A 17,460-nucleotide genomic window follows, 5' to 3' on the forward strand; every position below is an offset into this window, starting at 1 on the left:
TCTACAGCTCGCCCCGTGCGAAGTCCGTCATCACGCCCGGCGCGGCGGTGTCGAAGCCCACGACGTCCAGCATGTCGCCCCGGTTCGGGTCCGCGATGGTGAACTCCGTGGCGGTCATGCCGACTACGATCACGCGCGCGTCCACGCCCATCTTCTGACGGTACTGATCCAGCGCGACCGTCGGGTGGACGCCCCCCGCCCACGTTTCGTTGTCGGTGTAGACCACGAAGGTGTCCACCAGCACCTTGTTCTTCGCCGCCCAGAGCATCGGCAGGGCGCAGTCGGTGCCGCCCATCGGGATCTTCTGCATCGCGGCCATCACGTCGTCCAGCCGCTGGCGCGGGGTGATGGTTAGCGGGGTCAGGCCGGGCGTGCCCCCGCCCCAGCGCCCGCCGTAGCCGCTTCCTGCCGAGCTGAATGCCACGGCCGCGTACTCGGGTTCGGTGCGGGCAGTGACCAGCGCCATGGCGGCGGTCGCCTTCAGCGGGCTCAGTCCCGGCACGCCGCCCACCAGCCCCACGCCCATGCTGCCCGACACGTCCAGGCCCAGCAGGAAGCGCTTGCCAGCGGGACGCACCGCGCCGAAGGCCAGGTAGAACGCGTCCTGCAGGGCGTCCACGACCTGCGGCACGGGAACCCACTCGCCCTTGCCCTTCACGCCGCGACCCTGCGCGTACACCAGGTGCGCCTTCAGGGCGTCCAGCGGGTGGATGCGCCCACGCTTCAGCGCGTCCGGGTTCGTGACGCGGTCCACGACCTCGCGCACCACGTCGCGGTTGGCAGCGCTCAGCACGCCCACGCGCCCCAGGTTCCCCAGGTTACGCAGCTGCCACGTCAGGCCGTTGGTCTGCATGGCCGCGCGGTACACGGCCTCGCCGCGCAGGTGGGTCGGGATCGCCTCGATGGGCAGGCCGTAGCCGCGCATCAGGGTCGCGGCGTCCTTGTCGGTCGTCACGCGCTGGGCCAGCAGGTGCCCCTCGATCACGCGCAGGGCCGGAGCGCTGATGTCGCCCACTCCGTCCAGCACACCGTCCACCATGAACTTCAGGATCGCGTTGCGTTCCGGGTCGTCCGTCCTGGGGTGGCTCAGGCGCAGGGCGTCTGCCTGGCTCCAGCCGTCACGGCTCTTGTACTTCACCGCCCACAGCGCCAGCCGCGCCGCGTCTGCCGATTCGTACACGTTCGCCACGCCCCGGCGGGTCAGGCGACCCCAGCCGCCCAGGGCGTCCGCGAACGCCAGGAAGTGCAGCAGCATGGTGCCCGTGCGCGCGACCTCCGGCAGGGCGTCCCACGCGGCCTTGCGGTGTGCGGCGTCCGGCGCGGTCTTGGCGATCAGCGCCAGCACCAGCAGCGCCGGGTCGGGCTTGGGCGCGCGGCCGGCCCGGATCACGTCCAGCGTCACGCGCAGCGCCGCGCCCGCGTCGAGGAGCACGAAGGTCTTCACGAACTCCGTCGCCTGGAGGGTGTGCGCCCGCTCGGTCGCGTAGAAGGTGCCGCCGTCCGTGCCCAGGATCAGGAAGCGGGTCAGGCGGGCCTCGTCCGGCAGGGCGTACACGAACCCGCCCGCGTTGTTCACGACCTGACGGGGACCAAGCCGCTCGGTCTGGGTGCGCTTCAGGGGATTCACGGCGTTCAGGTAGTTCTTCATGGGTCGGCCCTCCTGTTCGACAGGGCAAGTAAATGGGCACTGAGCCCTCCCGGAATCGCCGGGCGCGACGCGGCGCGGCAGTGCGCCAGTGGTGAACCGGGCAGGACTCGAACCTGCGGCCTTCTGGACTTCAACCAGACGCTCTTCCTGCTGAGCTACCGGAACACGGTGGGGAGAGCGGCGGGACTCGAACCCATGACCTCCGCCTTCACAGGGCGGCGTGCAGCCTTTACACCACACTCTCCGTACGCTGGCTGTTCTCCCCCGCGCCGGTCGCCCGGCCTCCTCGTGCGGTCTGGATGGTGGAATCGGAGAGATTTGAACTCTCAGCCCCCTGCGTGCAAGGCAGGTGCTCTCCCGTTGAGCTACGATCCCGAATCCGCCTCAGTTCTTCCCAGCGCCCGAAGACGGGCAGAGGCTGACGCTGTCTGCATGGTCTGAACGGCACGGATCGAACGTGCGACCTCCTGAATCCGAATCAGGCGTGCTTCCGCTGCACTACGTCCAGAGAGGGGTCATGGAAAGGCAGGTTGTCTGGCTGTTCATGACCGATGTGGCCTGGTGCTTTCGCCCAGGCGGTGGCTCCGGGAGCAGGGATCGAACCTGCGACGTCCTGCTTAACAGGCAGGCGCTCTGCCACTGAGCCATCCCGGAAAAGTGGCGAACCGGGCAGGACTTGAACCTGCGGCCTTCCCGTTCGTAGCGGGACGCTCCTCCAGCTGAGCTACCGGTTCGTGTGGTGGAACGGGTGGGAATCGAACCCACGACCTTCGATAGGTAGTCGATAAGCCTTCACGGTCGGCCCTGAGGGGCAAGGTGGTGTGGAGGCGATGCTCTACCGCTGAGCTACCGTTCCATGTGATGTGGGGGACGGGCGGGATTCGAACCCGCACTGAACATCAGCCTCAGACAGCGGCCCACGCCTGGGCAAGTGGCGCTGAGGCATTACCTCGCGGTCACGTTTGTGCTGCCGTTGCACCACCGTCCCCATGGTGGAGTGTCGAAGTGAAGCGGCGGGGCGGGACTCGAACCCGCAACCCGGCCATTAAGAGTGGTAACTTTCGCACTTCGGCCCGCAGCATGTGCCGGGGCAAGGGGCGTGGAAAGCAGTTTCCTGCTCTGCCATTGAGCTACCCGCCGCGTGTGGTGGATGGGGTGGGATTTGAACTCGAAGGCCTCCCGGTGAGGCGAAGCCGAACCCGAGCGGAGCGAGTTGGACGCGGGGAGGGGTTCAGGAGATGGAGGGGCTTCCGGTGCCGTTCTGGAAGTGCCGGAATCGGATGAACTCCTCCCACTCAGCCCGCAGGCTGAAGATTTACAGTCTTCCGCGACTCGCCGTCTTCGCCGCCCATCCGGAATTTCGCGGCTGGGTAGTGAAGGAATATCGGGCGTGGTCGGGATGGCGCTGATGATCTCGCTGGAGTCGCGGGGTACGGCCGGCCCACTGGACTTTGTTCGGTTGTCTGGGCTGTTTCATGCGCGTACCTCCGGGACTGGATTTGGGGTGGGTGTGTGGATTCGAACCGGGATCGCCAATAACCCTCATGCGTCGGCCCAGGCTGGGCAAGGCGTGCGGAGGGACTTCGACGCCCACCATGGTCTGCCCGCGCTGGGGCTGGTACTCCGAGTGAGATTTGAACTCACACTGACACGCTTCTGAGGCGTGTTCCTCTGCCGAGTTGGGATACCGGAGCATAGCGAGACCTCGGGAAGTGGGTCGGAGGGGAAGTGGAGCAGGCTGGACGGAATTGCACCGCCGTTCCCCGACGGTTGCCGGGCATCTTGCTGACTAGAAGAAGCCTGCATATGAGGTGAATGGAGCAGATGGACAGACTTGCACTGTCGTCTTCCCGCTGGCAGCGGGACATCCTGGCTACTGGACGACATCTGCGTGAGTGGCCGGGCAAGGGGTGAAGGTCGGCGTGGAGTTGAACCCGAACCCGCCTGAGCGGGTCATCACCGAAGAGAACCGAGCCTTCTCCGGCCCAACCGGCGAAAGAGCGAGGAACATCCGGACAAGGTGGTGGATCACGGACCGGGCCACTTCAATGCCGGGAATCGAACCCGGAGCCCCCTGCGGGGCTTCCGCCCGAACGCCCCCACAGGGGACGTGTGCTGAAAGAACCGTGACCGGTCGGCCCTGGAGTTCCCCCGTGTGGCGATTCCAGCCGGACTCGAACCGGCGTATTCCCGCAGACAACGGGGCGTCCTGGCCGCTGAACGATGGAATCGTCCTCCATGTGGAGGTGTGGTACTTCCAGCCGGAATTGAACCGGCGTTTCCTGGTTGAAGGCCGAGCGTCCTGACCACTGGACGATGGGAGCGGGTGGGGAAGGTCGGGCAAGTGAACCGCTCAGGGTGGTTGACCGTTTCAAGGTAACCCTGGGCGTCCGGCCCGGCCGGCAGGAGCGTGGCATGCCCTCACCTGCCATGGAGTGTACGGGTGAGGGTGCGCGCTTCACATTCGCCGGGTGGCGTAGCGGGCGCGTAAGCCAAAGGGCGGGGCCGGAGCGTGGCGGCCCCGGCCCTCCGTGCTGCGCCAGCAGTGTTATTCCAGCGTGACGAGGTAGTCGTACAGGTCGGGCCCGCCCGCGTGCGCCTCGACCTCGACCATGGGGAACGCGCCGCTGATCTTCGCGGCCAGTGCGTCCAGATCGTCCTGGGTCTTCTGTGGCCCGCCGAACACGGTGACGATCTCCTGCCCGGCGTAGGCGCCGTTCAGCATCGCCAGCACGCTGTCCTCGGGCGTGCCGCCGGCCTGCACGAGTTCGTCGTCCTGCAGGCCGATGACGTCGCCTTCCTTGATGTCCAGCGTCTGCCCGGTCTTCGTGGTGATGTTGGTGGTGCGGCTGGCGCGCGTGACCTCGAAGGTGGTGACATTCCCGGCCCCCTCGGTCATCGCGTCCTTCAGCTCCTGCGCGTCCGTGTCTGGCTGGAAGGCCAGCGCCGCGCCGATGCCCTGGCCCAGAGTGCGGGTTGGGATCACGACCGCGCGGCCCTCCATGAGTTCCATGGCCTTCTCGGCGGCCATCAGCACGTTCTTGTTGTTCGGCAGGATGATGACCTTCTCGGCGCTGACCGAACGCACGGCGTCCACGATGTCCTGCACGCTGGGGTTCGCGGTCTGCCCGCCGGACACGATGCGCGCGCCCAGGCTGCGGAACAGCTTGACCAGGCCGTAGCCGTTCGCCACGGCGACCAGGCCCGACGGCGGCACTTCCTCCTCGGCGCGCGCGGCGGCGCCGGCCATGCCCAGGATTTCGGTGTGCTGCTCGGCCATGTCCTCGACTTTGGTCTTGAGCATCTTGCCGTAGCGGCCGACCGTCGCCAGCAGCTGGTCGGGCTCGTTGGTGTGGATGTGGCCCTTGACGTAGCCTTCGGCGCCCACGACCAGCAGGCTGTCCCCGAAGGGCGTGACCAGTTCGCGGATCTTCTCGATCGGCTCGGTCGCCTCGGACATCAGGAACTCGGTGCAGAAGCCGAACTCCTCGTGCTCGAACTGCTGCTGGGCGTAGCTCGTGACCTCCGGAGCGGGCGGCAGGGCCTCGCCGCGGAGCTGCGCCAGCATGCCCTCGACCAAGTACAGGTAGCCTTGGCCGCCCGAGTCGATCACGCCCGCCTGCTTCAGCGCGGGCAGCATGTCCGGCGTCTGGTCGAGCAGCGCCTGACCGCGGAACAGCGCCTGTTCCAGCACCGTCTCGATGTCCGCGCCTGCCGGAGCGCTCGCCGCCCCCTCGGCCACGCCGCGCGCGACGGTCAGGATGGTGCCCTCGACCGGCTTCATGACCGCGCCGTAGCCGGTCTTCTGCGCGGCCTGGAAGGCGCGGGTCAGCAGCGCGCCGTCCACCGTGGCGGCGTCCCGCAGCGCTTCCGCGAAGCCCTTGAGAAGTTGCGACAGGATCACGCCGGAATTGCCGCGTGCCCCCAGCAGCGCGCCGTAGCTGATCGCGCGGGCCACGCTGGGCATGGCGTCCTGCTCGCAGGTGTCCAGTTCGCGCCGCACCGACTGCATGGTCAGGTGCATGTTCGTGCCGGTGTCGCCGTCGGGCACCGGGTACACGTTCAGGGCGTTCACCTGCTCGCGGTACACGCCCAGCCAGTCGGTCGCGTAGCGCAGCATGCGGGCCAGATCGGCCGGCGTCAGGGTGGTGTGGCGGGCGGGGGCAGCGTCAGACACGCTGAACCCCCACGGCATGCACGCGGGTCGCGGCCAGGTCGATGCCCGCTTGGGTCTTGACGGTGTGCACCACCCGGTCGACGATGTTCTGCGCGACCGTCGGGATGCTCACGCCGTACGCCGCGACGATGTACAGGTCGGCGGTGAACTTCCCCGCGTCCTTGCCGATCACCACGCCCTCGCTGGCGTTGGCGCGGCCCAGCACGCGGCTCAGGCCCTCGCGCAGGTTCGCGGGGGCCATGCCCACCACGCCGGGAATCTCGTGGGCCGTCAGGCCGATAAGCGAGGCGAGGGCCGCCTCGGTGATCTGTATGGAGCCGCTCACAGTAGCCCCGAGTATACGGGAGGCGCCGGAACTGTTCGGCCCGGCGTCTGGACGCGCGCGGGCGGCCCGTCCCGGCGCTGGTGCCTACCACAAACGCCGTCCAGCACAGCGGAACGCCCGGTGTTCGGCCCGTGGTCTACTCCCGTATGCCACTGAATTCCACCCTGGAGCGCGCCGACCTCACCCTGTCGTTTCTCGGCGGCCGTCAGGACGTACCCGAGCGCCTGACCCGCGACCTGAAGGCGGACGAGGTGCGGCTGGTGTCGCGCACGGCCGACGGCGACTCGGCGCTGGCCCTGGAACCGCAGGACGCGGCGCAGGCGCGCGAGCTGGGCATAGCGCTGGCGAAGCTCGCCCGGGAGCTGAAGGCCGAGTCGCTGCGGGTGGCGGCCAGCGGGCACGGGGCGGCCCTGGCGGGAGCGCTGCTGGCGGCGACGTGGCGGGACGAACGTTACCGGAGCACCGACGCCTGGCGCACGCCCGTGCAGGTGCACCTCGAGGGCCTCACCGAGACGGACGTGCGCCGGGTGCAGGCGCTGGAGGCCGGGATCACCTTCGCGCGCGAACTCGTGAGCGCCCCGGCGAACCACCTGAACCCGGCCACCCTAGCCGCCGAGGCCCTCACCCTGGAGGCCCACGGGCTGAACGTGGAGGTCTGGGAGGACGCGACCCTGCGGGCGCGGGGCATGAACCTGCTGCGGGCGGTCGCGGCGGGAAGCGCGGTGGGCGCCCGGCTGATCCGCGTGACGCTTCCGGCACGCGGGGCCGCGCGGCGCGTGGTGGCGCTGGTGGGCAAGGGCATCACCTTCGACACGGGCGGGTACTCGCTCAAGACCGCGCAGGGCATGTACGGCATGAAGGGCGACATGGGGGGCGCGGGCGCGGTGCTGGGGGCCATGCGCGCGCTCGGGGAGGTGCGCGGCGCCGTGCCGGAGGACGTGGAGGTGCGCGCCTACGTGGCCGCCGCCGAGAACATGGTCGGCCCAGACGCCATCCGCCCCGGCGACGTGTTCCGCGCCGCGAACGGCAAGACGGTGGAGGTCACGAACACCGACGCCGAGGGCCGGCTGGTGCTGGCCGACGCGCTGGCGGTCGCGTGCGACGAGGGCGCCAGCGAAGTCATCGACCTGGCGACCCTGACCGGCGTGAAGGTCTCCGCGCTGGGCAACGACATCGCGGCCCTGTTCAGCAGCGACCCGGCCCTGACCGCCCGCCTCCTGGGCGCGGCGCACGCGGCGGGCGAGTACGTGTGGGAGCTGCCGCTGCACCAGCCGTACCTGCGGGCGTACCAGAAGACCACGGTGGCCGACCTGAAGAACAGCGACATGGTGCCGGCCGGGGGCAGCATCAAGGCGGCGCTGTTCCTCCAGCAGTTCGTGACCCGGCCGTGGGCGCACCTGGACATCGCGGGCAACGCCCTGAAAGACGAGGCCGCGACCGGCTGGGGCGTGGGGACGCTGGTGGAGTACGTCATGGCCGCGCGGGCGGAGACGTCCCCACACGAATGAACGCTCGCCGGGCAGGGGGTCCCGGCGAGCGTCGCGTGCGGTGGGGTTACAGGGCGGGATCGAGGCTGCCGGTGAGCAGCAACTGCACGCGCTGGAGGGCACGCTTGTACAGGGGCGGCGCGTAGTGCTCGCCGAAGTCCTTGGTGGCTTCCTCGCTGCCGACGTCGTGGCCGTACTTCTGGGTCAGGAAGTAGCGGTGGTCCATGATCCACAGGTACAGGTCGGCCTCGGTGCGGCCGGGGAAGCGGAACATCACGTGGTGCAGGTCGATGTTCTCCACGATCCGCAGGTACAGCCGGCAGTACCAGCTCTCCACCGCTTCCTCCCACGTCACGGGCTCCCGGCCCTCGGCGGCGCGTTTCTGGTTGAGGTAGTACTCGCGGGTGCGGATGTGCTCCAGCAGCTTCTCGTAGCGGCCGGGCGTGGTGAACAGGATCTCGCGGTGCTCCGGCATGATCCGGTCGAGGTTGGTGGCCTTCAGGAACTGCGCGTACTCGCCCTTGATGATCAGGTCCTTGAGCGTGTCGTCCTCGTCCGGGGGCACGGTGACGTTCAGTTCGATGACGTACGCGTCGATGTACTTCTGACCCTGGCGCCGGGCGACCGACACGCGGTGGTTGCCGTCCTTGACAAAGTACAGCTCACCGACCTTGTAGACCTGAATGGGCGGCAGTTCCTTGCCTTCCATCTGGGCGCTGCGCACGCCGATCCAGCGTTCGTCGAGGTGGGGTTCTTTGGGCAGGTAGTGACGGTCGAATTCACGGTAGCGGTCAACGCTGCCGATGATGTGATCCACGGGAATCGTCTGGAGCCCCCGCTGGTGCTCGCCTTCGGGGGCGAGATGCCGGACCCAGTCGAAGGGCAGCAGTTCGTTCGGTTGGCGGCGCAGCACGGCGACCATGTCACGGATGTCGCTCATGAAGCGGGCGCGTTCCACTTCATGCCTTGCTGCGGTGCGGTGGTGAAGTGAGGACATGCGGCGTACTCCTTGCGCCGGGTTCTGGCGGGGGGCCAGGGGCGCGGGTGGGGCCGGGGCATGTGCGGACTGGGGAAAGGTGATCACCCCGGTCTTGGTGTTCATCCTACACCAATCCCCTTGCATGATTCTGACTGTTTGCGTCAGTTTAGAGTCACGCACAGACAAGTTCCGCAGTATGAAAGAAACCACTAGCCCGGCCACGGACGCCGGGGCATTCGTCATCGTCCAATGAAGCATGCTCGGGAACTTCTTCAAGAAACCGGCCGACGATATGGACGGCCGCATTCCGCCCGGCCAGACGCTCACCACCCGCTTTCCGGTCCTGACCTACGGCCCCACGCAGCACTACCGCCCCGAAGATACCGTGATCCGTATCACGGGCCTGGCGCGCGAGCAGACCTTCACGTGGGCCGACCTGCTGGCGCTGCCGCAGACCACGCTGACGTACGACATCCACTGTGTGACGCACTGGAGCAAGCTGGACACCACTTGGACCGGCGTGCGCGTGACCGACCTGATGGAGCACCTGCAGCTCGACCCGGCGGCCACGCACGTGATGCAGCACTCGGTCGGGGGGTACACCACCAACCTGAGCCTGGAGGATTTCACCCGGCCGGAGAACCTGCTGGCGCACACCTTCAACGGCGAGCCGCTGGACGCCGAGCACGGCGGGCCGCTGCGGCTGGTCGTGCCGCACCTGTACTTCTGGAAGAGCGCCAAGTGGCTGACCGGCCTGGAATTCATGGCCGCCGACAAGCCCGGCTTCTGGGAGGTCAACGGCTACCACATGCGCGGCGATCCCTTCAAGGAGCAGCGCTACGACGACGACCCGTAAGCCGGTGCCGGACGCCGGGGGCGGGGCAGCGGGAACGGAAGACCTCTCCGGACGCGGCGAGTACCTCGTGCCGGACGTGCTGGAGCCCGGCCTGACCGTGGTGCTCGTGGGCACCGCGCCCAGCCGCATCAGCGCGGCGGCGCGGGCGTACTACGCCAACCCCACCAACAAGTTCTGGTGGGTGCTGCACGAGGTCGGCCTGACGCCCCGGCAGCTCGAACCGCGCGAGTACCCGCTGCTGCCGGGCTTCGGCATCGGCCTGACGGACGTGGCCAAGCGGCACAGCGGCGTGGACGCGGCGCTACCGTCCGGAGCATGGCGGCCCCTGGAACTGCGCGCCAAGGTCGCCCGCTACGCTCCCCGGCTGGTGGCCTTCACCAGCAAGCGCGGCGCGTCAGAGGTGCTGGGCGTGGCCACCGGCCGCCTGCCGTACGGCCCGCAGCCGGAGCCGCTGGAGGGCGCGGAGGTGTGGGTGCTGCCCAGCACCAGCCCGCTGGGGCACACGCACTTCCAGCTGGAGCCGTGGCGGGCGCTGGCAGCGCGTGTGGCGACCCTGCGCGCCGCGGGCTAGGCAGGCCACCCCCCGCCGGGCTCCCGCCAGTGGGGGAGGCCGGCCATCTGAAAGAATGTGAAGTATGACGCACGCCTTCGCCGTGGACCTGGGCGGCCTGATCGACCTGCTCAGCGAGCACCTGTACGCCGGACCCGAGGTGTACGTGCGCGAGCTGATGCAAAACGGCGTGGACGCCATACGGGCACGCCAGGACGCGGGCGGCGCCCCCTTTGACCCGGAACTGGCGTTCGCGGTGCAGGACGACACGCTGACCTTCACAGACAACGGCGTGGGCCTCACGCCGGACGACATCCATGCCTTCCTGGCGACCATCGGGCGCTCGTCCAAGCGCGGCAGCGTGGAGTTCATCGGGCAGTTCGGGATCGGCCTGCTGTCGTGCTTCCTGGTCAGCGAGCGCATCGAGGTCGTGTCGCGCTCGGCGAGCGGCACGCCGCCCCTGCGCTGGGTGGGCTCGGCGGACGGCTCGTACACGCTGGAGGACGGACCCGCCGACACTCCCGTCGGCACGCGCGTGATCCTGCGGGCCCGCGCGGACCGCGCGCAGTACCTGCTGCCGGACCGCGTGGCGTCGTGGGCGGGCGCGTTCGGGGCGCTGCTGCCCTACCCGGTCGTGGTGAGCGAGCCGGGCCGGCGCACGGTGGTCAACGTCGGTGGCGCGCCGTGGCTGGACCACGCCGCGGGCGAGGACGCCCGGCGCGCGGCGGTGCTCGCGTACGGCGAGGCGCTGCTGGGCACGGCCCCGCTGGACTTCGTCGACATCCACACCGAGGCCGGCGACGTGCGCGGCGTGGCCTTCGTCCTGCCGTGGACGCCCACGCTGGACGCCCGCGGACAGCACCGCGTGTACGTGCGCCACATGCTGCTCTCCGAGGAGGAGACGCAGCTCGTGCCGAAGTGGGCGTTCTTCGTGAAGGCCGTGCTGGACGCCGGCGCCCTGCGCCCGAACGCGGCGCGCGACGCCCTGCGCGACGACCCGACCCTGCACGCCGCCCGCGCCGAGATCGCGCAGACGCTGCGGCGCTGGCTGGTGGGGCTGTCGGAGCGTGCTCCGGCCCGGCTGCGGGAACTCATCGCGCTGCACTACCTGAGCATCAAGGCGCTGGCCGCCGAGGACGACGCCTTTCTGGAGCTGTTCCTGCCGTGGCTGCCCTTCGAGTCCAGCGCCGGGCGCCTGACGTTGCCCGAGGTGCTGGCCCACGCCGGGAGCGCCGAGGTGCGCTACGTCGCGGACCTGAACCTGTACCGGCAGGCGGCGCAGCTGGCCGCGCCGGGCGGGCCGCCCGTCATCCACGCCGTGTACACCTACGACGCCACGCTGCTGGAACGCTACGGCGCGCTGCACCCGGAGGTGCGCGTGTCGCGCCTGGACGCCGGCGACCTCGTGCAGGAGCTGACGCCGCTGACCCCGGCCGAGCGGCAGGGAGCGGCCACGCTGCTCGCCGCCGCCCGCGACACGCTGGTGCCCCTGGACGCCGACGCGCGCCTGAGCCGCTTCGAGCCGGCCGCGCTGTGCGCCCTGGCCTTCCCGCGCGCGGGCCGGGACCTGCACCGCACGCGCGAGACCGTGGGCAGCGGCGGCCTGTGGGGCGACCTGCTGGGCGACCTCCAGGCCGGCGCCGACTACGCCACCGAGGTGCACTTCAACCTCAACCACCCGCTGCTGGAGCGCGCCGCGAGGCTGCCGGACGGGCCACTGCTGCGCCGGGTGATCGGCATGCTGTACGTGCAGGCGCTGCTGCTGGGGCACCACCCGCTGACGGCGCGCGAACTGGGCCTGCTGAACGGCGGGCTGCTCGACCTGATCGGCGCGGCGCTGGGCGGCCCGGACACCGCCCCCGCCTCGGCCGCCCACCTGAACTGACGGAGGATGTGCCCATGAGTGCTGCCCATGACCTGCTCGACCGCGCCCAGGACCTGCCGTACGGCCCCGAACGCCTCGCCCTGACCGAGGAGGCCGTGCGCGAGGCCGACCTCGCCCAGGACGGCGCGGCCGGGTACGCGGCGCGCAAGGACCTGATCGAGGCCGCCACGTACGCCGGGCAGAGCGAGAAGATGCTGGTCGCCTTCGCGTGGTGCCGCACGTACGCGGATACCCACCCCGACGAGTTCGGCGAATGGGAGCAGCGCGAACTCGCGTGGTACCACAAGTGGGTCCTGAGCGCGGTGCACCACTTCCCGCAGATTCCGCTGCCGCGCGTCCTGGAACTGCATGCGGACTACGCGCGGCGCGTGCAGGCGCTCGGGGTGGGGGCCGGCACCGTGCCGTACTTCCGCATGGCGCTCGCGCTGCACCGCGGCGACCTCGCGGACGCCCGCGTGGCCTTCAACCTGTGGCAGTTCGCGCGCCGCGACAGCCTGAGCGACTGCGCCGCGTGCGAGGCCCAGGCCGTCGCCGACTACCACGAGGCCATCGGGGACGACGCGGGCTGCGCGGCGCAGGTGGACCGCATCCTGCAGCGCGGCATGACCTGCGCGCACATCCCGCACGCCACGCACGGCATGGTGCTGCCCGCCCTGCTGCGCCTGGGCCGCTGGGACGACGCCAGACGGCACCACGAGCAGGGCCGCGACCTGATCGCCGGCGACCCGGACCACCTGACCCCGCAGGCCCGGCACCTGGAGTACCTGAGCGTGACGGACCTGGACGCCGCCCTGGCGTGGTACGCCCGCCACCTGGGCTGGGCGGAGCGCACCGCCGAACTCGACGACCGCCTCGACCTGCATCTGGCGGGCGCGCTGCTCTTCCAGCAGGTGGAACGTGCCGGGCACGAGCACGTCACGTTGTCCCTCCCGCAGGACGTGCCGGGCCACCGTCCGGATGGCCGCTACGCCGTGCGCGAACGCCAGCGCCACCACGCGCAGGAGGCTGCCGCCCTGGCGCAGCGGTTTGACGAGCGCAACGGCACGGAGTACCACGCGCGGCGCCTGGACCGCACCCTGGCCCTGGGGGATCTGCCCCGCCCGCCGGCCGGCTGAGGGCAGGCAGATCGTGGCCCGGAGCGGAACGCGCGCCGCGCGGGGCGCGTACCCTGACGTATGGCTCCGCCCGTCACCCGAGTCCTCAGCGTGGCGCGCACCGGCACCCGGATCGCGCGGTTCCTGATCCGTCCCCCTGTCCCGCCCGCCCAGGGTCTCCAGCCAGACGGCTGGGGGCTCGACCGCGTGCCCCCGGCGCTGGCGCTGCGCCATGCCGGGCAGACCGCGCGGCGGGCGGCGGGCCTGGGCGTGCTCGGGCTGATCGGGCTGCTGGGCGCGTCCATCCTGAGCATCAGCGCCATCTTCCTGGGCATGGGCGCCGCGTCCGGCAGCGACGTGGCCGGCTGGATGCTGGGCCTCGTGCTGCTGCTGGGCGCGTTGGGCGCCGTGTGGCTCGTGCGCCGGGCGCGGCTGCTCCTGCGCCCGGCCGGGGAGGACACGCCGGCGATGCCTGGGGCCGGGCGCGTCTCGCTGGCCGCGCTGAACCGGCAGGCCCGCGCTCTGCCCGCCCCGGGCCGCGCCGCGTTCCGCCGCACGCTGGCCGCCACCGAGGGCGCCCTGCGCGCGTGCGCCGCCGACACCACCCTGGGCCGCGACACCTTCGATGCCCGGCAGGCCGCCCGGGAGGACCTGCCCACCCTGCTGGCCGCGTACCGCGCCGCGCCGCCCACCCCGGACGCGCAGCGCGAGTTCGCGCGGCAACTCTCCGTGATCGAGACCCGCATGCACGCCATCGTGCGGGGGCGCGCCGCGCAGCAGGCCCTCGACCTGCACGCCCACGGCCGTTACGTGGACGACAAGTACGGCCGGGAGGACGACCGCACGCCCTGAACCCGGCGGGTGCCCCCGGCACATGAAGCGCAGGTGCAGGGTGCTCCAAGGGATCATGGTGCCCGGCGCACCATCCGGTCCGTCCGGACCTCCACCATGAATGGATGCCTGCCGCCCGGCGCCGTGTCGCCCCCTTCCTCGCCGCCCTGGGGCTCGCGCTGGGATGCGCCGCGGGAGCAGACGAACCCGACCTCACCGCGACCGACGCCGTCCAGGCAGCGCTGACGCAGACCACCACGCCCCGGCTGCCTCCCACCCCGACCGACTCTGCCCTGGCGCGGGTGCCCGCCGTGCGCGTTCAGCGGGTGGGCGAGAGCGTGCCCGGCACGCCCGCCGAGTACAACGTGAGTATCACCGTGCGCTACGGCCCGGCCCAGCCGCGCGCCGTGCTGCTGCTGATGCCGGGGTACCTGGGCGGCGCGGGCAGCTTCGACCGGCTGGCCCGGCAGCTCGTGGCGCTCGACCCGCAGCTCGCTGTGTGGGCGGTCGACCGGCGCAGCAACGCCCTGGAACCCCAGGCGGACCTCGCCCGCGCGACGCCGGCGGACCTCGCCCGGATCGCCCGTGACGGCCTGCCGGTGCGGACGGCGGACAGCGTGGCGTTCATGCGCGAGTGGGGCCTGGACGTCACGCTGCGCGACTGGCGCGTGGCCGTGCGCGAGGCCCGGCGCGTGACGCCCAACGTGTTCCTGGGCGGGCACTCGCTGGGCGCCAGCCTGAGCGGCCTGTACGCCGCGTACGACTTTTCCGGGTACGTGGGCGCCACGGACCTGCGCGGCCTGGTCATGCTGGACGGCCTGCCGGGTGTCCTCGCGGACCGCCCCTTCACCCCCGACCAGTACCAGCAGGGCGGCCTGAACGCCCTGGGTCCGCTGCCCGGTCTGACGCAACTGGGCCGGCAGCCCTACGTGGACTCCGCGATCTTCGGCCCGAAACTCGCCGCCCAGGCAGACGCGCAGGCGCGACTCGCGGCCGCCCATCCCGACGCCCCCGCACCGGCCGGCGCCCTGACGCGCTATCCCGCCACGAACCTCGCTGCGGCGCTGGTGCAGCTCGAAGACCGCTACGCGCTGCTGCCCTTCCTGACCCTCCATACCGGCCACCCCACCAACGCTGTCGAGGCGCCCAGCCTCGCGGCCCTCGCCCTAGGCGGCCGCGACAGCCACTGGCTGCTCGGGCCGCAGGACCTGGGCCGCCCGGTCGGCTGGCAGGACGACCCGGCCGCCCCCACCGACGGCGTGGATTTCGTGCGCCGGTACTGGACGCCCCTGGCCGACTATTCGGAGTGGTACTTTCCCACCCGCCTGACGCTGGACGTGGCCGCCGCCCGGCGCGGCACGCGCGGCACGCCCTTCGAGACGACCCTGCCGGTGTGGCACGCGGCGTCGCTGGCCCTGCCCATCCTGGGCATCGCCGCGCAGGACGGCGTGACCCGTGAAGCCGACTACCGCGAGTACGCGGCGGGCACGCGCGCCACCCTGACCACCCACACCGTGCCCGGCGCGACCCACCTGGACATCGTCGCCGCGCGCAGCGACCAGGTGGCCCGCTGGATCCTTGCATGGATGGCCCCGCTGCGGAGGTGAACTGCCGAAGGCGTCGTGAAGGACGGATTCGCCACTGCAGCGCCCTGGGCTCCTTTGGTCTGGGCCGACCTCGGAGCGGGCGCCGGCGGCCTAGCTGCTTCCGGACGGCAATGGGCCGGAGGCGTTCACGCGGGCCTGCACCATCTCCGCGGCGGGACGGGCGGCCAGGATCTGTAGCACGTCGCCGGCGTGCAGGGGCGTCGTTCCGCGGGGGATGACGTACTGCTGCTCGCGGTAGATCAGGACGATCAGCGCGTCGGGCGGCAGGCCCAGGTCCATGATCCGCGTCCCGACCACCCCCGACGCGGTCGGCACCGTCACCTCGATCAGGTCGTTCTTCCCGGCACCGGTCGGCGTGTACTCGAGCGGCATCACGGTGTGGGCGCTCAGCGGGGCGTTCACCTTCAGCCAGCGGGCCACGAAGGGCAGCGACGTGCCCTGGACGAGGATGGACACCAGCACTAGGAAGAACGCCACGTTGAACAGCAGGGACGCCCCGGGAACGCCGGCCAGCAGGGGAAACGTGGCGAGCACCACCGGCACCGCCCCCCGCAGACCCACCCACGCGATCATGGCCTTGTGCGCGGCGGGCATCCGCGTGGCGAGCAGGCTCACGAAGACCGCGGCAGGACGCGCGATGAGCACCAGAACTGCGGCAAGCAGCAGGGCCGGGACGGCGACCTCGGGAAGCTGGCGGGGAAACACGAGCAGGCCCAGCAGCAGGAACATGCCCACTTCCAGCAGGTAGGTCAGGCCCTCGTGGAAATGCCGGAGCGAGCGCTTGTGGACGAACTCGCTGTTGCCCAGCACGACGCCTGCGATGTAGATCGCCAGCAGGCCGCTGCCGTGCACGGCCGACGTGACGCCGTAGATGGCCGCCACGATGGCGACGGTCAGGACCGAGTACAGACCGTCCAGCGGGAGGTTGATGCGGTTGATCAGCCGCACGGCGAGTCGTCCGAGCACAATGCCGAACACGCCGCCGAGTACCATCTCGGTCGCGAACTCGCCCAGGACGGACAGCAGGGGCGTGTCCGGGTGCGTGGCGATCTCGGTAAGGCCGATCACCAGCACCACGGCGGTCGGATCGTTGATGCCGGACTCGAATTCCAGCACGGGGCGGATGTGGCCCTTGAGGCCCAGCGCCCGCTCCTTGAGCACGGAGAACACGGCGCTGGCATCCGTCGGGGCCACGATGGCGCCCAGCAGGAAGGCGACGACCCAGGGCAGGCCGAAGAGGTAGTGGGCGGCCACGCCGACGAGTCCGGTGGTCAGGACGACCCCGAGGGTCGCCAGGGAGATGCCGGTCCACAGCACGGGCCGGGTGGTCCGCCACGACGTCTCCAGACCGCCCGTGAAGAGGATGAACGCGAGGGCCACGATGCCGACGAACTGCGTGATCTCGTAATTCTCGAAGGCGATGCCGCCGAGGCCGTCCGTACCGGCCAGCATGCCGATGATGACGAAGAGCAGCAGGCCGGGCAGACCGAGGCGGCCGCCGACCTTGCTGGCCAGCAGACTGAGCAGCAGGAGACCGCCGCCCACGAGCAGTATCAGTCCGGTGTTCAGGGGAATCGTCTCCTTCGGTGTGGGTGAGGACCGGCGCCGTGATATGGGTCACGGGCGCGCCGGGGTCAGGGCGGGGATTTATCCGTGTCGGGGTGCAGTTCGTGTTCCATGAAGGCGCGCAGTGCGTCACGGAAGGCGTCGCCCTCGGTCGGCAGGTGGGCGGTATGGGCGGCGTCGCGGATCGCGGCGGAGAGCAGCTGGGCCGCCGCGCGGGTCCGGCTGGCGTCCATGAGTTCGGCCAGTTGCGCGAGCCAGAACGCGTCGGGGGCGCTGAGGCGGACGGTGACCTTGCTCTCTGGCAGATCGCCGCCGACACCCCGGGCTGCGCGCTCTTCAAGGACGCCCTCGATGAGGGCCTGAACACGGGTCGAACCTTTGGTTGGCATCTGTCCTCCTGCCATCATCATGACTGCGTATGCTGGCAATTTGCCATTCTTTTGATGAGTTGGTCT

Annotated in this window: 13 protein-coding genes, 9 tRNA genes and 2 pseudogenes; 7 read left to right on the top strand and 17 right to left on the bottom strand. The window is 70.6% G+C overall.

The features are described from left to right. Position 1: 1 nt before the first annotated feature. The 14 genes and pseudogenes from rsr to HNQ07_RS12905 form a co-directional block, all read right to left on the bottom strand. A complete protein-coding gene (rsr, locus tag HNQ07_RS12840; RefSeq protein ID WP_184112402.1) occupies positions 2 to 1,648 on the bottom strand; it encodes an RNA-binding protein Rsr in 1,647 nt (548 codons plus the stop codon). A 169-nt stretch (positions 1,649 to 1,817) separates the two neighbouring features. Continuing rightward, positions 1,818 to 1,892, bottom strand: a tRNA-His gene (locus tag HNQ07_RS12845). 56 nt (positions 1,893 to 1,948) lie between these two features. After that, positions 1,949 to 2,023: transfer RNA gene (locus tag HNQ07_RS12850), tRNA-Ala, on the bottom strand. Between the two features lie 58 nt (positions 2,024 to 2,081). Next, positions 2,082 to 2,156, bottom strand: a tRNA-Pro gene (locus HNQ07_RS12855). A gap of 71 nt (positions 2,157 to 2,227) precedes the next feature. After that, a tRNA-Asn gene (locus HNQ07_RS12860) sits at positions 2,228 to 2,302 on the bottom strand. Positions 2,303 to 2,306: 4 nt separating this feature from the next. After that, a tRNA-Arg gene (locus HNQ07_RS12865) sits at positions 2,307 to 2,382 on the bottom strand. Positions 2,383 to 2,385: 3 nt separating this feature from the next. Further along, positions 2,386 to 2,504, bottom strand: a pseudogene (locus HNQ07_RS12870). A gap of 10 nt (positions 2,505 to 2,514) precedes the next feature. After that, a pseudogene (locus tag HNQ07_RS12875) lies at positions 2,515 to 2,636 on the bottom strand. A 21-nt stretch (positions 2,637 to 2,657) separates the two neighbouring features. Beyond that, a tRNA-Gly gene (locus HNQ07_RS12880) sits at positions 2,658 to 2,789 on the bottom strand. A 475-nt stretch (positions 2,790 to 3,264) separates the two neighbouring features. After that, positions 3,265 to 3,342 (bottom strand) — tRNA-Leu (locus HNQ07_RS12885). Between the two features lie 122 nt (positions 3,343 to 3,464). Beyond that, positions 3,465 to 3,539, bottom strand: a tRNA-Gly gene (locus HNQ07_RS12890). 265 nt (positions 3,540 to 3,804) lie between these two features. Continuing rightward, positions 3,805 to 3,879 (bottom strand) — tRNA-Asp (locus HNQ07_RS12895). Positions 3,880 to 4,196: 317 nt separating this feature from the next. Further along, positions 4,197 to 5,768, bottom strand: a complete 1,572-nt coding sequence (gene fakA / locus HNQ07_RS12900; RefSeq protein WP_184112757.1) for a fatty acid kinase ATP-binding subunit FakA — start codon at positions 5,766 to 5,768, stop codon at positions 4,197 to 4,199. 49 nt (positions 5,769 to 5,817) lie between these two features. Beyond that, a complete protein-coding gene (locus tag HNQ07_RS12905; protein ID WP_184112404.1) occupies positions 5,818 to 6,150 on the bottom strand; it encodes an Asp23/Gls24 family envelope stress response protein in 333 nt (110 codons plus the stop codon). Positions 6,151 to 6,296: 146 nt separating this feature from the next. Here HNQ07_RS12905 and HNQ07_RS12910 point away from each other — a divergent pair, with 146 nt between their 5' ends. Further along, positions 6,297 to 7,658, top strand: a complete 1,362-nt coding sequence (locus HNQ07_RS12910) for a M17 family metallopeptidase (protein WP_184112406.1) — start codon at positions 6,297 to 6,299, stop codon at positions 7,656 to 7,658. A 46-nt stretch (positions 7,659 to 7,704) separates the two neighbouring features. On the opposite strand, the gene HNQ07_RS12915 is transcribed toward HNQ07_RS12910, so the two are convergent. Next, a complete protein-coding gene (locus HNQ07_RS12915) occupies positions 7,705 to 8,634 on the bottom strand; it encodes a DUF4032 domain-containing protein (RefSeq protein WP_184112408.1) in 930 nt (309 codons plus the stop codon). A gap of 238 nt (positions 8,635 to 8,872) precedes the next feature. Between HNQ07_RS12915 and HNQ07_RS12920 the strand changes: the two genes are divergently transcribed. The 6 genes from HNQ07_RS12920 to HNQ07_RS12945 all read left to right on the top strand — a co-directional run bounded on the left by HNQ07_RS12920 (position 8,873) and on the right by HNQ07_RS12945 (position 15,439). Further along, positions 8,873 to 9,472, top strand: coding sequence for a sulfite oxidase-like oxidoreductase (locus tag HNQ07_RS12920; RefSeq protein ID WP_184112410.1), 600 nt, complete (start codon positions 8,873 to 8,875; stop codon positions 9,470 to 9,472). Between the two features lie 67 nt (positions 9,473 to 9,539). Then, positions 9,540 to 10,043 (top strand): mismatch-specific DNA-glycosylase, encoded by a 504-nt coding sequence (locus HNQ07_RS12925; protein ID WP_184112759.1) that lies wholly within the window; start codon positions 9,540 to 9,542, stop codon positions 10,041 to 10,043. 64 nt (positions 10,044 to 10,107) lie between these two features. Next, positions 10,108 to 11,907: an HSP90 family protein gene (locus HNQ07_RS12930; protein ID WP_184112412.1), complete on the top strand. Its 1,800-nt coding sequence runs from the start codon at positions 10,108 to 10,110 to the stop codon at positions 11,905 to 11,907. A gap of 14 nt (positions 11,908 to 11,921) precedes the next feature. Next, complete coding sequence (locus HNQ07_RS12935) at positions 11,922 to 13,022, top strand: hypothetical protein (protein WP_184112414.1); 1,101 nt, start codon at positions 11,922 to 11,924, stop codon at positions 13,020 to 13,022. 60 nt (positions 13,023 to 13,082) lie between these two features. Then, a complete protein-coding gene (locus HNQ07_RS12940; protein WP_184112416.1) occupies positions 13,083 to 13,853 on the top strand; it encodes a hypothetical protein in 771 nt (256 codons plus the stop codon). A 104-nt stretch (positions 13,854 to 13,957) separates the two neighbouring features. Continuing rightward, entirely contained in the window at positions 13,958 to 15,439 is a 1,482-nt protein-coding gene (locus HNQ07_RS12945; protein ID WP_184112418.1) for an alpha/beta fold hydrolase, read from the top strand. 90 nt (positions 15,440 to 15,529) lie between these two features. On the opposite strand, the gene HNQ07_RS12950 is transcribed toward HNQ07_RS12945, so the two are convergent. Beyond that, positions 15,530 to 17,053, bottom strand: a complete 1,524-nt coding sequence (locus HNQ07_RS12950) for a potassium/proton antiporter (protein WP_311733225.1) — start codon at positions 17,051 to 17,053, stop codon at positions 15,530 to 15,532. Positions 17,054 to 17,073: 20 nt separating this feature from the next. Next, positions 17,074 to 17,394 carry a hypothetical protein gene (locus HNQ07_RS12955; RefSeq protein ID WP_184112792.1) on the bottom strand — a complete coding sequence of 107 codons (321 nt, stop codon included), beginning with the start codon at positions 17,392 to 17,394 and terminating at the stop codon, positions 17,074 to 17,076. Positions 17,395 to 17,460: the final 66 nt, after the last annotated feature.

Source organism: Deinococcus metalli (assembly GCF_014201805.1).
GTDB classification, from domain to species: Bacteria; Deinococcota; Deinococci; order Deinococcales; family Deinococcaceae; genus Deinococcus; species Deinococcus metalli.